The organism is Symbiopectobacterium sp. RP (assembly GCF_050472005.1).
Taxonomy (GTDB): Bacteria; Pseudomonadota; Gammaproteobacteria; order Enterobacterales; family Enterobacteriaceae; genus Symbiopectobacterium.
In genome coordinates, this window is the sequence record NZ_JBGOGS010000001.1 from 1,181,822 (window position 1) to 1,196,329 (window position 14,508).

The following is a 14,508-nucleotide window of genomic DNA, read 5'->3' on the forward strand; positions in this document are numbered from 1 at the left end:
CCATATTAATGGATAAGTTAACCTTCCGACAACTTGATAAAAGCCCGGTTCATCATGATAGGTCAGTGTTTAAACAACGCAAACTGCAACCCCGATAAATTTCTGTAAAAAATCGAAAATTAGAGAGGATACTCCGTCACCGGTCAGGCGTTGGCAACCCCTTGCGGTTATTTATGCCAGCGGCGCGCTGCTTACCTACAATTCTACCTGTTGCACTGTTAGCAAAACACCCTGTTTATGCTGTGGTTGCAGAGAATACATGCTGCTTTTGTTAACACGTCCACCATGACGTTTAAGCTCGTGCAACTTTCAAGAATAATCCGAACGATTGCACGTTGATGCATTAAAAAATTCGGATGCAACACGAATTACACCCATTGGTAACAAAATCGCGTTAAATCAGGTACAGCAGGGTGACATAGTTATGTCCGTCCACCTACTAGCATCGACACTTACTGATTCTTACATGAACGCATTGCGCCACAACAAAATTGCCACCACGCTAAGCCTCTTCGCGTTGCTGATGATTTTCATCGCGCCCATCGTTTCACAGGCGTTATAGCCAACCGACTTAAAAATGATTACAGCCAATGCCCTGATATGTGGCAAAAAAATACAGCTAATTGTTATCAAAATAATGTCGCTTGGCTATAATGCGGCATGATTATACTCCGCCCACTCATACTCAGCACCATCATTCTCACGACAAACCGGCAACATCGTCACCGATGTCATCCTATGCAACCATGGGCCATGACGCCTGTGATTACTGCGGGCTGTTATCCCATCACCCAGCGCTGTTTCCTGAAAACCCGCCGCCGCTTGATCCGCGGTTTGTCACTCAGTTCGAGGCGAATGAGCCGCGCCCACGGCACAAGATCGTCGCCGCGTGTTATCGCGCCCAATCGCCTCGCGCACCGCCGACAGTCATATAACACAACCATAAACACAAAAATTTGATATTGGATAACGTCCTGTCACAAGACGACGTCTCCTTTTCCTTTATTTTCTTCTTGTTACGATGACAAGGGCTCCCATGCTATGGATACCGTAAACGCTGACAAATCCATGGTCACCCCCATTTTTGCAACACTGATTTTTGACTAATGGTGGGCTAATCTATCCGGCGTCTCTGTGGGCGAGATGCCTGCGCCTTGATGAGTTCCGCGCCTGGTGAACCTGAAAAGGCCCTCGGCTTCAGTGAGCCATTTTTGTCGTCAGGTTTTTCAGCAGGCCGATATGCCGTTCATGTCATCAATAATCAGTCTTCGCAAAACCAGATAGGTAACTGCTGTTTAATTACTTAATAATCAGTGTATTGATGTGGTTCTATATAACATCAGGCCTGATATTCATTGTGATTAGTTGTGATTAGTTGTGATTAGTTGTGATTAGTTGTGATTAGTTGTGATTAGTTGTGATTGACCAGGCTATTCGTGCCAGTTTGTTTGCCAGAGCACAGGCGACAATATTTGAATGTTTGTTATCGAGTTGCCCCCGAACCCATTCAGCAAGCCTGCCCTGTTGATGTTCAAGTCGCATCATGAATGAGCGGGCACATTGAACCAGAAGTTTGCGTAAATTTTTATCACCTCGTTTGCTTATCCCCAGCAGAGTCGGTTTACCTCCTGTGCTGTATAGCTAAACGACTTAATTTTGATCACATTATTTAAATGAGCTATTCAATTGATTTTAGACGTAAAGTGATATCTACACGGGAAGAAGAAGGGTTGAGTATCCGAGAAACAGCGAAGCAATTTCGGATTGGCCCTGCCTCTGTATCGCGTTGGATTAATCAAATAGCGTCAAAAGCATCGACTACGCGTCAGCGAAAGAGCGATAAATCCGAGTTGATAAAAGATGTTGAACCATATCCAGATGCTTACCAAAAAGAACGTGCAGAGCGTTTTGGCGTTTGTCAGAAGGCCATTTGGCAAGCTCTTAAAAAGCTGGGATTGACCTATAAAAAAAACTCTACGTCATCCGAAAGCCGACGGAAGCGCCCGGCAAGCATTTCAACAAAAAATACAACAGTATGAAAAAGAAGGTAAGCCTATTGTTTTTATTGATGAAAGTGGTTTTCCACACGATACCCCACGGACTCACGGCTATTCCCCAAAAGGTCAACGGTGTTTTGGGCTGAAGAACTGGGGAGCCAAGGGAAGAACAAATGTTATCGGCGCGTTATTAGGCACAACGCTGTTTGCTATCGGATTATTTGATATCAATATTAACAGCGATGTTTTCTATTCCTGGGTCACACAAGTCCTTATCCCAGTACTCCCTAAAAACAGTGTAATCGTGATGGACAATGCAACTTTTCACAAAAAACATAATATTCAACAAGTCATCATCGATGCAGGGTATATGGTGGAGTATTTGCCTACATATTCGCCAGATCTTAACCCCATTGAGCATAAATGGGCACAAGCAAAAAGCAAAAAAAAGAGAGAGTGGTTGCGAGACAGAGATTTTGTTCTCAGTCCATATGGTGTAATCAAAATGGTGTAATCAAAATTAAGTTGCTTGGCTATACCTTGCGAAGTTCCTAGGGGTACGAGAAGAATGTCGACAGGTTGGCCCAGTTTGACTGCCAGCTCCGGCTTATCTGCGGATAGCGGTGATCCCATGTCCCACCGAACGTCTCCAGCGCCTGAAGCGCGGCCTCTTCGGTTGGAGCCTGATACACTGTTTTGAGGTCGCGTGTTACCGCCTTATAATCCTTCCAGGCAACGAAGCGCAGACTGTTGCGCCCCATGTGCACGATGCACAACTGGATGCGGGCTTCCGGGTAGACCGTGTTGATGGCATCCGGGAACCCTTTCAGGCCGTCCACACAGGCAATGAGGATGTCGGTCAGGGCACGGTTTTTCAGTTCTGTCAGCACGTTCATCCAGAACTTTGCGCCTTCATTTTCGGCCAGCCACATCCCCAGTAGCTCTTTCTGGCCTTCGATATTGATACCCAGCGCCAGGAACACAGACTTATTGATAACGCAGCTGTCCTGCCGGACTTTCAGAACGATACAGTCAAGGTAAACAATGGGATAAACCGTATCCAAGGGGCGATTTTACCATTCAACAACCTGCTCCATAACGGCATCAGTGACCTTCGATACCAGGGCGGGTGAGACATCCGCGTCATACAGCTCTTTGAACGCAGCGGCAATTTCGCGGGTGCTCATCCCTTTGGCATACAACGATAAAATCTGGTTATCCATCCCGGAGAGCCGGGTCTGGTTCTTCTTCAGCAGCTGCGGTTCAAAGGAACCATCACGATCACGTAGTGTACGCAGTTCCAGCGGACCATCGCCGGTGGTATAGCCAAGCGACATTATTTTGATAACAATTAGCTGTATTTTTTTGCCACATATCAGGGCATTGGCTGTAATCATTTTTAAGTCGGTTGGCTATAACAGTCTTTGTGGAGTAGCCATTGCGCGTGTTAGTTCCAGATTTGGACTGGGGCTTCTCATGCCCGAGGTGATGGGTCATTTCAGCATTAAGGGCAGCTTCAACGCTGATCTTTTTCAGCAGGCGATCAAACTGGTTGAGATCGTCAGGGGTTTTGAGATTTTTGGCCAGCTCGTTAGCCAGAGCCTGTAACTGTTTTTCGTCCATAAAGTAACCTGCTTTTGATGTTGGATTGAACATATCAAAACCAAGCAATTACACAATCTCGTGTACAGGCTCCTTATTAGGCACAACGCTGTTTGCTATAGGATTATTTGGTATCAATATTAACAGCGATGTTTTCTATTCCTGGGTCACACAAGTCCTTATCCCAGTACTCCCTAAAAACAGTGTAATCGTGATGGACAATGCAACTTTTCACAAAAAACATAATATTCAACAAGTCATCATCGATGCAGGGTATATGGTGGAGCATTTGCCTACATATTCGCCAGATCTTAACCCAATTGAGCATAAATGGGCACAAGCAAAAAGCAAAAAAAGAGAGAGTGGTTGCGATACAGAGATTTTGTTCTCAGTCCATATAGTGTAATCAAAATTAAGTCGCTTGGCTATATTTCTCAAGCCCTTTTATGAAGTCGACAGAAATAGCGTTGGGCTTGACTCGCTGAATGCGAATAATGTCTTTAAATTCCAAAATATTTAAGTGTAATAGCATGTACATGCTTATCCGTGTATTCGCCAAGTCACAAGCTCGGTTTCTCTACTGATCAGGGGGCATAGGTATCTACACATCATAAAGGGGGCTTTGTTGAATAAACATATTTTATGCTGCACCCCCCGGTGAAACGACAGATCCTCGCAACGCAAAATCATGCAGTTAGGCCTCATAAGAAAACTGTAAACCTAAGGTGACAAGCATTTTCTACCAAAACTGGCTGAAAAAACAGCATGACTCACTATTATTCAACAAAGCCCATAAAGGGTTAAAAACCACCATAGCTAAGTGGGCAAGTTCTTCCGGGGTATAGTCTGCTAATAACGTCAAGGTATTTAGCAGGATGGATAGTCCGGCAAGCAGCGCTGGGGCGCTTTCTTTACGCCCTCGTTTTTGTTGTCGTCCGGATAATCGGCAAATTAACTGACGGGCTGCCGCATTGTCGTCTCCTTCAGCGCGTTGCAGCCGCCATACCAGCACACATGCCATGCTAGCTATCAATAACCTGCGTAGCAGGGCACCAGCACTGCGCTGAAGCCATTTTTCTACATCATGACCGGCACCTTTCAGCAGCTTAAAAAAGGATTCAATACCCCAGCGCCAGTAATACCAGCGAGCGACTTCCGCGCTGGTGATCTCGTTGCTAACGTTTGTGAGCAGCGTCCAGCGTCCGATAAATTTACCGTGAGTATTGGTAAGGCGAACCACAACTAATCTGAGTGTCAGAGCTACGCCTGGCTGAACTTTCACTCGCCGTCCGGTGCTCTTGTCTTTCCGCTTCGGTTTTGCTGTTCGCGTTATGATCACGGATGTTTCCCCGATCTCCATATTGGCTTTTTTCCCTTTCCAGCCAACCTGTCCGTTTGCGATAAATGGCAGATCGTCTGCAATTTCACCAATTTTACGGGTGTCACCGCCCCACTCGGCCCGATGCCCTTCCTTTCCCCGGATAAGCCAACATATTCCCTGGGAGCTTAATGTGCGCATATGCCCGATAGAGTCACCTTCACGGTCAATGAGATGAACTAACTTCTTCCCGGTAGCAAGAGACTCAACGCGGGCGATATCAGCCGTCAAAGCATCCATATGAGTCAGACTCTCAGACAAGCCCTCGGTTAGCGTTGAACGACAACCCGCCCTATCGGTTAGAGTTTGAGACAGGGGCGCTATTGGTAAACCATTTGCAGCATCAAGCAGTAGGCGGGTTTGTAGTTCATAACCGACGTCGCCACCATGCGTCATTTTCAAACGTTCTTCTTTCCCATTGTGGGTACGAAACTGTAAATGAGACCAGTCATGAACGACTGGAGCGTATGGATGCGGGCTAAGTGCAACCTGCCGGAGAGCCAGCGAAATAATCGGTTCATTGAGCTGACTGAAGCTAATACGTTCATTATTAAAAAAACGCCAAACGGCCTGAGTAGTGGCGAATGTTGTTTTCTGCGCGCAGGCAAGATCTTTAACGGCTGACGTCAATGGTGCTGCGGGAGTCATGTGTTGCTTAACCAGACGCTGATAACGCCGGTTAAGGCGGGCATCAATCCCGCCGATGGATAAGTTGAGATCATGCAGCAACGTAATAGCAGATATTGCAAAAGATGTGTAGATACCTATGGTTATAAGAGGGCCAGTTGGTGATTTTAAAATTTTGTTTTGCCATGGAGACCTGATTTTGAAACAACTGTGTTGATCTGCTCCGATGATTACCCAAAAGTTCTATTTATTCAACAAAGCCCTCTATTTGATTAATCCAACGCGATACAGAGGCAGGGCCAATCCGAAATTGCTTCGCTGTTTCTCGGATACTCAACCCTTCTTCTTCCCGTGTAGATATCACTTTACCTCTAAAATCAATTGAATAGCTCATTTAAATAATGTAATCAAAATTAAGTCGTTTAGCTATACTCCTCTCTTTTGCGTTTCATGTAATATAAAATCTCATAATTTTCTTAACAGACTTATCCACAGGTTTCTCTTTGCCTGCGTAAAATGATCTTTGGCAAGATTGTCAAAGGTATATTTATATCTTGCTGATATTTATCGATAAAAATAACTTATCAAAATGTTAAGGCGATCACTTGCACTTTCTTCAGGAATTGATTGGCAAGGAGTTTTTTATTTATGCACAGGGGGGGCCAGGATGATATGACCGTCTGGCAACACCTCAGGCATCGCGCGGTAATCCTTTTTCAATAGCACGAATAAGCCGTTTTTTCTGCGGCAACTGCACGTCGATAGACTGAGCGGCACGGCGTGCCAATTGTTGCTCAATTGCCCAGTGAATATGCTCATCGATCAGTGCGCTCTGCCCGAGTCGCGCTTGTAAGGCTAGGCTGTGTCCCTTAATTGCTTGAGCTATAGTATCCATCTGTTTCTACGACACTTTTGATTATGGCTCGCTACGATCTTTCTGATGAAGCATGGGCAATCATTGAGCCCTTGTTGCCAACCGTTTTGACATCTCCGCGGGCCGGCCGGCCGTGGGCAGAACATCGAAAAATCTTCAACGGCATGTTCTGGATACTGTGTTCAGGCGCACCATGGCGTGATTTACCTGAACGTTACGGCCCATGGAAAACCGTTTATAACCGTTTCAATAGATGGTCAAAGTCTGGAATTATTAACATTATTTTCAATAAGTTACTTTAATTTCTTGATACTCATGGACTTGTTGACTGCTCAGCCACTGCGCTGGATGGCAGTAATATCCGTGCGCTCAAATGTGCGGCTGGCGCTCAAAAAAACATCTCGATATCACCAACGATATAGCCAAGCGACATTATTTTGATAACAATTAGCTGTATTTTTTGCCACATATCAGGGCATTGGGTGTAATCATTTTTAAGTCGGTTGGCTATATGGATGCTTTGACGGCTGATATAGCTAAACGACTTAATTTTGATCACATTATTTAAATGAGCTATTCAATTGATTTTAGACGTAAAGTGATATCTACACGGGAAGAAGAAGGGTTGAGTATCCGAGAAACAGCGAAGCAATTTCGGATTGGCCCTGCCTCTGTATCGCGTTGGATTAATCAAATAGCGTCAAAAGCATCGACCACGCGTCAGCGAAAGAGCGATAAATCCGAGTTGATAAAAGATGTTGAACCATATCCAGATGCTTACCAAAAAGAACGTGCAGAGCGTTTTGGCGTTTGTCAGAAGGCCATTTGGCAAGCTCTTAAAAAGCTGGGATTGACCTATAAAAAAAACTCTATGTCATCCGAAAGCCGACGAAAGCGCCCGGCAAGCATTTCAACAAAAAATACAACAGTATGAAAAAAGGAAAACCTATTGTTTTTATTGATGAAAGTGGTTTTCCACACGATACCCCACGGACTCACGGCTATTCCCCAAAAGGTCAACGGTGTTTTGGCCTGAAGAACGGGGGAGCCAAGGGAAGAACAAATGTTATCGGCGCTTTATTAGGCACAACGCTGTTTGCTATCGGATTATTTGATATCAATATTAACAGCGATGTTTTCTATTCCTGGGTCACACAAGTCCTTATCCCAGTACTCCCTAAAAACAGGGTAATCGTGATGGACAATGCAACTTTTCACAAAAAACATAATATTCAACAAGTCATCATCGATGCAGGGTATATGCTGGAGTATTTGCCTACATATTCGCCAGATCTTAACCCCATTGAGCATAAATGGGCACAAGCAAAAAAAGAGAGAGTGGTTGCGATACAGAGATTTTGTTCTCAGTCCATATAGTGTAATCAAAATTAAGTCGCTTTGCTATAGCCGTTACGAACGACAGCATGACGCCCGTCGTCAAGGCGGCGTTCAGCATGTTGTTGCAGCATGGCTTCGAGCTCAACCTAAACGGCGGCAGCTATCAGTTGCCTGGCACCATTACGAATGAGTTCATGCAAGGGATCAGCGGCAATATCTGGTTCTGCGGAGACCTGTAGGGTAGACTTTTTCATGAGGTATCATCTCTCTGTTGTTGAAATCATCCACGAAATCAATCAGCAGGATACGCCACCCTCCCCGAAACCCCGTACACCAGAAATGAGCATAACTCTATCAACCCCCAGTCGCTTGGTTTACTGGTGGTGGTGGATATTGTACGCTTTTGTCGTTGTCCGGCATTTACGCTGAGCCAAGATAATGATGTTACTGCGGTCTGGGCGGGTGAATATTTGCCGACTAAACAGCCATTTTGCTGATAAATGCAGTGAGAGTTGTAAATAATGAGCTGTCGTGGTGAGCTTTTGAGCGTTTGGTTTTATCCCGGCGACAAAGGGCTTGCCATCTGCACGTAACCAGTCCATAATAGCGTCCATTCCTGAAACGGAAATGAAAAAATCTTATTTAATCAATGGGTTACAAGTGGAAGCTTATTGATATGACCTGAAGTTTTGGGTTAGTAGGCAGAATAAAGGCGCGTTGGCAGAGTGGCCATGCAGCGGATTGCAAATCCGCCTACCTCGGTTCAACTCCGGGACGCGCCTCCAATTTTCGCCCGGGTGGTGAAATCGGTAGACACAAGGGATTTAAAATCCCTCGGCGTACGCGCTGTGCGGGTTCAAGTCCCGCCCCGGGCACCACACAGAAAAGCCATAATAATAAGTAAGATATCCCATATTAGTCACCGTCGTTAAGGCGGTTTTTTTATGCACGGAAGCGGCTTTCCTAATATCTTACCTAATATGATTTTTGCGTGTTTGGTAAACATGCAATTATTTCGATTTTTTATTCTGACCGCCAACTACCGGAACAATGGGAATTTTACGGTCGTAACGCGCTGTTTGCCCGATCGTCATATGCCCGGAAATGGCCTGTTTTTCTGCAAGTGTGCCATCGAGATCGGAAATGCCTTTTGCCTTCAGGTCGTGAAACGTGAAATCAAAACTCAGGTACGGGAACGCGACCGCCGCGTCTTGCTTTGCCTTGCGCCAGCGGCTGTTAAAACCGTCCCACGTGTAACGTCCTCCGGTTGACTGCCTGATAATGTATTGACTACACACACCGCTGTTTACTGGCATCTGATGCGCCATTTCAATGGCTGCGTGAAGTCTACCCGTCCATGCCTTGATCTGTTTTTTCCCCGTTTTCCCTTGCGCGATAAAGATCCCATCGTCCAATAGTTGCTGGTTGGTCATTGCCAAAATATCCCCTTGGCGGGCCGCGCATAGGTAGGCTATTTCCATCGCCACTTTTACCACCGCTGGCGATACTGAAAATAGGGTGCGATACTCATCATCCGTCACGTACCGATCCCGCGCTGTTTCCTTGAACTGCCTAACACCCTGGCATGGGTTGGCTTTGCATAGCCCACGTTCAAAACCCCACCGATACACCCGAGACATAAACGCCTTTTCCCGGTTGGCCTGCGTTTTACTTTTAACGCCGCGCTTATCAAGATATTTTCTGACGTGTTCCGGTTTAATGGCGTCCAGTGACATGGCACCAAATACCGGCAACATCTTGCCCGCGTATTTCCGGTAATCCTTTTGTGTCTCGCCAGCCAGATCGAGAAAATCAGGTGATTGCATAAATCGCTGCGCCATTCTCTCAAAGGTAAATTTATCCTCCTGATAGTTGTTCGCTGCCTGATACTTTTCCCATATCACCGAAATGGGTGAATCAAGCGGGCACAATGTAATCGAGCCACCGCCGATAGGGTGAAACTCATATTTACTTTTTCCCCTGTATACACGCGGCGGCAAGGCGTTATCCCTAGGATCTTTTCTCTTCCTTGGCATAATTACATCGCGTCAAAATTGGGCTGTTCTGGGTGTTCGTTCGGTACTGCTTTTACGCTAACGCCTGACAACGCGGCATTGAGTGCTGACCAGGTAACGCTGGGGTGGCCATCCCTGCGTGTGATAAATGAGATCCCCGCTCTTGTCAGTGCCTCGCATTGTTTGGACGGGTACTTATAGCCCGTCAGTTCTATTAATTCGTCGTCGCTTAATAGGTCGCTCATGGTCTTGCCTCAGGTTGTTAATAATGGAGTCGGCAAGCGCGCAGGCCTGGTCTATTTCCTGCTGCGTGAGGGTTTTCTTTCTCACACTGGCGGCAAGCCGTCCGATCTTGATGTCAAATTCTGATAACAGGCATTCGCCCGGTTTCCATCGCTGCATGGTGACCTCCGTAAAGGCCACCATGTTATTTGGATGGGGTTATGATTTCTGATTATTAATAATCAATTCGGTGGACTTCCTTTTTTCGCGCGTGATTTTCACTTCACGGGGAAAGTAGAACTCTAAATAACCCCTATTCGGTATCCCGATCATTGCGTCTGACCCGTCAGGAAATTTAAAGTGTATCTTATCGCCACGTTGGACAAAGATTCGTAGCATTGGTCTTGCCTCGCGTTAACGGACTTGTAGCGATTGCGCCCCGATTTCAATGTTCGCCCCGGGAACAGGGTTCAGCAGTTCGTCAGGCGGTATTTCTCCACGGGCCATGATCTCGGCAGCAGCAGCTTCCGCCGCTTCAATAGCTTCCTTAATTTCTTTTTTCTTGGCCGCGTTGGTAACGACAGTATTGACAAAATCACCAGGGATTGCGTCAATATTATCTACAATCACACTTGGTGCACCCTTTCGTACCGTAAAGGTGTTGGTTGTTGTTTTCAGGCTATTTCGCCCAGCAGCCAGCAAACTGTTTAAAACATACTGCTTGATGGACTTGGCGCGGCTCTCAAACGATTTTTTACGGTCAGCCAGACGTTTGACTTCCTCGTCACAGGTCTTTGCCTGCCCTTCGAGATTTCGAATATGAATGTAAGCTGCATCCAGTTTGTCGCCCAGCGCCATGTCGTTACCTTCCATGGTATCGGCTATCATTTCCGGCGTAATATCATCAGAGCTCTCCAAGAGTTCTTGGAGTTTTCTCATATCATTAGCGATTGCAATAGCGGTCGTTGTCATACTGTTTCTCCTTCATTGGCTTTCAGCGCTGCAATGCGCTCGTCTTTAATCTGGCTCAGGCGACGCAAACGCCCAGCCAAGTATTTCGCATATTCTGTGTCGCCTTTGGCCTCTGCACTCTTGCGGTGTATTTCCAGTTCTCGGGCGACGGTGCCGAATATTTTATTAACCTCGTTTACGCTGACGGCGCTTTCCAGCGTGGCCGCGTTCTTGGTTAACTTTTCATCCAGTTCAGTACGCAGCCGCACGGTGTCCTCGGCTTTATCGCTGGCGTTCTTAATTTTGAACTCGATCTCGTTTTCGGTGACATACTCGGGGTTGTCATGCATGCCAAGCCATACATCGGCACTGAAACCAAGCAGAGAGAGCGACTTTTTAATGGCGTCAGTAAGGCTTTTCTTGATGACTTCTGAGTCCGTTTTAATCCCATGTTTGGTTTTGTACATGTACGGTGTGGCACCGTAAGCCTCGATCTCTGAACGCTCGCTTTCATCGTTGAGGTACCAAAAGGCGATTTTCAGCGAGTGATTCAATTCACTGATAAGCGATCCGTCCGCATCACGCAGCAGTTTTATGCCGATGAATTTTTTGTTGTCGTCATACAGCGTTTCACTCAGTGGCGCACCGGGGATCATTTTCTCTTCCAGAACGCGATAGCCCCAGCCGCTACCAACCGGGCCAAAGATTTCGTTAGCCCGCATGATCATGTATTCGCTGTTGATGCTGGTACCTTCAAAACCGGTACCCGTCAGCGGTTTGGTGTAGCGTGGATCGGTACGCTGTACGCGCTTCCAGATGCTGAGATTCTCTTGCTCGGCAACGGGCTTCTCTGCAATTTCTGATTCAACAGCAGCGGCGCGGGACTGAAAATCATCTGCTGGTGCTGGTGCTGGTGCTGGTGCTGGTGCTGGTGCTTCGGGTTCGGCTGCGTAGACGCCATAGCCCATTTTTTCGAGGGTTTCTTTTGCCTGCTGCGCGGTAGTCTCTGCCGTAGCTGCTTCGCGCACTTCCGCTTTTTCGCCCTGATTTGAGGGGGTGGAACCGACCAGAACATCAACAGAGAAACGTCCTTCACCCAGATTGCTGACTTGCACACTATTGGCTTCCTGTGCTGGTGCCTCTGGTTCCGGCTGCGTGGCGCGCCATGCCGTGAGAAATTCATCAACAAAACTCTTGCGACCATTTGGATCGGTAGCAAGAGAAGGATGCTTTTTGGCCTCAGCGATCAGGGTGAAAATAACCGGGCGCGGAATTGTCAGCACTTTTTCGACAATGCTTAATTGGGTAGACCAGCGCTTATAGGCTTCATCATCCGCCTGAATCAGTTTATCGCCCTTGTCAGTTTGCTCCTTGCTGACAGACCACGGATCGTCAATATCGTTTGCCAGCGCAATAGCAACCTCACGGCTCAACGTACGGTAAGTGTGCTGATAGGGGCGCTCATGGTCTAAACCTGCAATTTCTGACGGTGAATCATTGGCGGCTGGCGCGTTATTAACGGTTGCTTGTTGTTGGCGATCGGATGGTTTGTATACCCAATCATTCACGAACTTAATAACACGCATCGGTGATTCTGACGGTGCGGGGAATTGTTTGTGGATGGCCTGTACCAATTCTAGCAATGATTGCGGGTACATCTGTTCCAGTGCCTGATTCTGTAACAGGGCATCAATGATGGTGGATGAGTCGAGATCTTGCTCATCGTCGGCAAGGAAATCACAAATCATCGAATGCTCGTGCTCGTTAATTTCATACTGCCCGTAAAGTACCAGCGCAGCGGCTTTTTCGTTTAATGGCAGCGCAGAAAAATTAACGAGGTCATTCGGGTTGATTTGCGGCTGCGTTTCTTTGCGACGCCATACGCCATCAATCAATTCATTTTCTTGCGGGAATTTCTCATCAAATACACCAACGGGCGGGCGGGGCGAACCCACAGCATCCTCGGTGATTTCAGGTTTGAAAAAGTTATCGCTGGCACCGGGAAACTCTTTTTCCAGTTGCCAAGTAGCGCCCATCTCAGCCAGCTTTTTATTTTTTTCATCCAGCGCTATGGCCAACGGGACAGCGCCGTTTTTCTGTGCCCCTTTTTTGGGCGTGTACAACAAGATAAAGATTGGCATTGGTCTTACCTCAGTTATTCAGATAGTCAGGGTTAGCGCTTTCCTTTATGGACAGCAGGCGCTGGATTTCTTTTTCAATATCCCGGTCTTTCGCCAGTGAGTCGGCCAACACGTTAGATTGCTGGTTTTTGAGTGATTCAATCTGGCGGTCAATCAGATCGATAGGGGCGTGTGGCGGAACGGTAATGGTTACATCGTGGGTACCCAAAAGGATCCAGCCTTGAAGGTGTGACATGTCACACGCTACAGCTTCGACTTTTTCTAAATGGGTGTTGAAATGGATATACAACTTCACGGTGATTTCTGGCGCTTTCATAGCGAACCTCGTATAATCGTGCCGATCAGTATCGGCTTAGGTTGGTATTGGTCTTGCCTCGATAGAAAGGTTGGTCCCTTTCTATCAACTTCCCGGCAAACTTTGGTCAGTGAACCGGGGTAAAGAAGCCTGCCTGACGGTGGGCTTTTTTACGTCTACGAAAAAATTGGCGAATTGGTTGGGAATACACCGCACCGCCGAAACGACACACAGCAACACTTGCAGTGTCGGTTACGCTATCCGACGTCGCTTTACTGTCCAAACACTCCCAGAACTTACGACCGCCTTTCCTGATATTGGCGCGGTCTTTCCCGCCGTCAGGTCTTGCCTGCCACACTTTCCCGCTGTGGCTACGTAATTGGTGCCGGGATACACCATCACGCCCGGTTCGTAGTATCCTCTGTTCACCACAAACAAAGAGGAAAACTAAAATGCCTAAATCACCAGAAGTTGAAGAACTGATTAACGATGTCGAGCTGCTAAAAACTGTTGTATCAGCCCTCGTTGCTGAATCGGAGAACCAGTTCAGCGAACGCTTGCTGCGTTTTTTCCCCGACGGTACCGAGAAGAAAGAACGGCTAATCAGCCTGCTTGACCTTTCCCGTTAATCTCATCGGCGAGCAGATATTTAAGGTTTTTCGCGATCTTCTGGCTAAGCGCTAAATCGAAATCACCACCACGTTGCGGTAGCGGAACGTGAAGCAGTGTCAGATATGCGTCGCGAACGCCGACGGCGATCTGCTTGGCCCGGTTTGCAAAAGCTTGTTCGTCACTTTCATTCTTTTGCGATTTCTTCAGGGCTTCTTCTTGATAGACATGGAGCAATAGCGTTTTCAGGGTTTCTCCTGCTCCTGCGTAGTAAAGTCGTTCGTCAGTGTTAAGCATTGGTGCCTCCATCTGTTGTTAAAACAGAACGTGTTAATTGTGCCTGCTTGATTCCTCTGTCAGGCGGCTAGGTTCCTGCTGCTTCGGTCTTACTTCACCCGTCTTTCCGGGGTGTCAGAACTGTCACCCAAACTACTGCGCTGGTATTGGTCTTGCCTCGCG

19 protein-coding genes, 2 tRNA genes and 5 pseudogenes are annotated in these 14,508 nt (G+C 47.0%); 10 read left to right on the plus strand and 16 right to left on the minus strand.

Annotated features, from left to right (window positions below; genetic code table 11):
* Positions 1-462: 462 nt before the first annotated feature.
* Positions 463-633, minus strand: a complete 171-nt coding sequence (locus tag ACD630_RS07710) for a hypothetical protein (RefSeq protein WP_430358672.1) — start codon at positions 631-633, stop codon at positions 463-465.
* Between the two features lie 20 nt (positions 634-653).
* Between ACD630_RS07710 and ACD630_RS07715 the strand changes: the two genes are divergently transcribed.
* Positions 654-935, plus strand: coding sequence for a DUF2946 family protein (locus ACD630_RS07715; RefSeq protein ID WP_430358673.1), 282 nt, complete (start codon positions 654-656; stop codon positions 933-935).
* Between the two features lie 466 nt (positions 936-1,401).
* Here the strand turns inward: ACD630_RS07715 and ACD630_RS07720 are convergent.
* Positions 1,402-1,638 (minus strand): annotated as a pseudogene (locus ACD630_RS07720) (transposase); the annotation flags it as partial.
* A 35-nt stretch (positions 1,639-1,673) separates the two neighbouring features.
* Here ACD630_RS07720 and ACD630_RS07725 point away from each other — a divergent pair.
* Positions 1,674-2,039, plus strand: coding sequence for an IS630 transposase-related protein (locus tag ACD630_RS07725; RefSeq protein WP_430358312.1), 366 nt, complete (start codon positions 1,674-1,676; stop codon positions 2,037-2,039).
* Positions 1,963-2,511 (plus strand): IS630 family transposase, encoded by a 549-nt coding sequence (locus ACD630_RS07730; RefSeq protein WP_430359949.1) that lies wholly within the window; start codon positions 1,963-1,965, stop codon positions 2,509-2,511. The genes ACD630_RS07725 and ACD630_RS07730 overlap by 77 nt, the downstream gene beginning before the upstream one ends.
* 40 nt (positions 2,512-2,551) lie before the next feature.
* Here the strand turns inward: ACD630_RS07730 and ACD630_RS07735 are convergent.
* Positions 2,552-3,620: pseudogene (locus tag ACD630_RS07735) on the minus strand (IS256 family transposase); the annotation flags it as partial.
* 25 nt (positions 3,621-3,645) lie between these two features.
* On the opposite strand from ACD630_RS07735, the gene ACD630_RS07740 reads away from it, so the two are divergent.
* Positions 3,646-4,005, plus strand: coding sequence for a transposase (locus ACD630_RS07740; protein WP_430358674.1), 360 nt, complete (start codon positions 3,646-3,648; stop codon positions 4,003-4,005).
* A gap of 333 nt (positions 4,006-4,338) precedes the next feature.
* Here the strand turns inward: ACD630_RS07740 and ACD630_RS07745 are convergent, their stop codons facing one another.
* From ACD630_RS07745 to ACD630_RS07755, 3 genes and pseudogenes are all read right to left on the minus strand, one after another.
* Positions 4,339-5,706, minus strand: coding sequence for a hypothetical protein (locus ACD630_RS07745; RefSeq protein WP_430358675.1), 1,368 nt, complete (start codon positions 5,704-5,706; stop codon positions 4,339-4,341).
* 145 nt (positions 5,707-5,851) lie between these two features.
* Entirely contained in the window at positions 5,852-5,998 is a 147-nt protein-coding gene (locus tag ACD630_RS07750) for an IS630 transposase-related protein (protein WP_430358676.1), read from the minus strand.
* Between the two features lie 297 nt (positions 5,999-6,295).
* Positions 6,296-6,463: pseudogene (locus tag ACD630_RS07755) on the minus strand (tRNA epoxyqueuosine(34) reductase QueG); the annotation flags it as partial.
* Positions 6,464-6,522: 59 nt separating this feature from the next.
* Here ACD630_RS07755 and ACD630_RS07760 point away from each other — a divergent pair.
* Positions 6,523-6,873: pseudogene (locus ACD630_RS07760) on the plus strand (IS5 family transposase); the annotation flags it as partial.
* Here the strand turns inward: ACD630_RS07760 and ACD630_RS07765 are convergent.
* Entirely contained in the window at positions 6,867-7,037 is a 171-nt protein-coding gene (locus ACD630_RS07765; protein ID WP_430358677.1) for a hypothetical protein, read from the minus strand. The pseudogene ACD630_RS07760 and the gene ACD630_RS07765 sit on opposite strands and share 7 nt — an antisense overlap.
* Before the next feature lie 9 nt (positions 7,038-7,046).
* Between ACD630_RS07765 and ACD630_RS07770 the strand changes: the two genes are divergently transcribed.
* Positions 7,047-7,412, plus strand: a complete 366-nt coding sequence (locus ACD630_RS07770) for an IS630 transposase-related protein (RefSeq protein ID WP_430357993.1) — start codon at positions 7,047-7,049, stop codon at positions 7,410-7,412.
* A complete protein-coding gene (locus tag ACD630_RS07775; protein WP_430358678.1) occupies positions 7,409-7,855 on the plus strand; it encodes an IS630 family transposase in 447 nt (148 codons plus the stop codon). Before ACD630_RS07770 ends, ACD630_RS07775 begins: the two co-directional genes overlap by 4 nt.
* Before the next feature lie 26 nt (positions 7,856-7,881).
* On the opposite strand, the pseudogene ACD630_RS07780 reads toward ACD630_RS07775, so the two are convergent.
* Both ACD630_RS07780 and ACD630_RS07785 read right to left on the minus strand, forming a co-directional pair.
* Positions 7,882-8,070 (minus strand): annotated as a pseudogene (locus tag ACD630_RS07780) (IS256 family transposase); the annotation flags it as partial.
* Positions 8,071-8,190: 120 nt separating this feature from the next.
* Positions 8,191-8,430, minus strand: a complete 240-nt coding sequence (locus tag ACD630_RS07785) for a hypothetical protein (RefSeq protein WP_430358679.1) — start codon at positions 8,428-8,430, stop codon at positions 8,191-8,193.
* A 97-nt stretch (positions 8,431-8,527) separates the two neighbouring features.
* Between ACD630_RS07785 and ACD630_RS07790 the strand changes: the two genes are divergently transcribed.
* Together ACD630_RS07790 and ACD630_RS07795 are read left to right on the plus strand one after the other, a co-directional pair.
* Positions 8,528-8,601, plus strand: a tRNA-Cys gene (locus tag ACD630_RS07790).
* Positions 8,602-8,607: 6 nt separating this feature from the next.
* Positions 8,608-8,694 (plus strand) — tRNA-Leu (locus ACD630_RS07795).
* A 132-nt stretch (positions 8,695-8,826) separates the two neighbouring features.
* On the opposite strand, the gene ACD630_RS07800 is transcribed toward ACD630_RS07795, so the two are convergent.
* The 6 genes from ACD630_RS07800 to ACD630_RS07825 all read right to left on the minus strand — a co-directional run bounded on the left by ACD630_RS07800 (position 8,827) and on the right by ACD630_RS07825 (position 13,461).
* On the minus strand, positions 8,827-9,852 hold the full coding sequence (locus tag ACD630_RS07800) for a phage integrase central domain-containing protein (protein WP_430358680.1): 1,026 nt from the start codon (positions 9,850-9,852) through the stop codon (positions 8,827-8,829).
* 2 nt (positions 9,853-9,854) lie between these two features.
* A complete protein-coding gene (locus ACD630_RS07805) occupies positions 9,855-10,076 on the minus strand; it encodes a DUF4224 domain-containing protein (RefSeq protein WP_430358681.1) in 222 nt (73 codons plus the stop codon).
* The gene (locus ACD630_RS07810) at positions 10,027-10,257 is read right to left on the minus strand and encodes a hypothetical protein (RefSeq protein WP_430358682.1); all 231 of its coding nucleotides are present in this window, start codon (positions 10,255-10,257) and stop codon (positions 10,027-10,029) included. Before ACD630_RS07810 ends, ACD630_RS07805 begins: the two co-directional genes overlap by 50 nt.
* 210 nt (positions 10,258-10,467) lie before the next feature.
* Complete coding sequence (locus ACD630_RS07815) at positions 10,468-11,025, minus strand: siphovirus Gp157 family protein (RefSeq protein WP_430358683.1); 558 nt, start codon at positions 11,023-11,025, stop codon at positions 10,468-10,470.
* Positions 11,022-13,145, minus strand: coding sequence for an exodeoxyribonuclease VIII-like protein (locus ACD630_RS07820; protein ID WP_430358684.1), 2,124 nt, complete (start codon positions 13,143-13,145; stop codon positions 11,022-11,024). Before ACD630_RS07820 ends, ACD630_RS07815 begins: the two co-directional genes overlap by 4 nt.
* Positions 13,146-13,155: 10 nt before the next feature.
* A complete protein-coding gene (locus tag ACD630_RS07825) occupies positions 13,156-13,461 on the minus strand; it encodes a hypothetical protein (RefSeq protein ID WP_430358685.1) in 306 nt (101 codons plus the stop codon).
* 431 nt (positions 13,462-13,892) lie between these two features.
* On the opposite strand from ACD630_RS07825, the gene ACD630_RS07830 reads away from it, so the two are divergent.
* Positions 13,893-14,069, plus strand: coding sequence for a hypothetical protein (locus tag ACD630_RS07830; RefSeq protein ID WP_430358686.1), 177 nt, complete (start codon positions 13,893-13,895; stop codon positions 14,067-14,069).
* Here the strand turns inward: ACD630_RS07830 and ACD630_RS07835 are convergent.
* Complete coding sequence (locus ACD630_RS07835; RefSeq protein WP_430358687.1) at positions 14,044-14,346, minus strand: hypothetical protein; 303 nt, start codon at positions 14,344-14,346, stop codon at positions 14,044-14,046. The genes ACD630_RS07830 and ACD630_RS07835 overlap by 26 nt on opposite strands.
* Between the last annotated feature and the right edge of the window lie 162 nt (positions 14,347-14,508).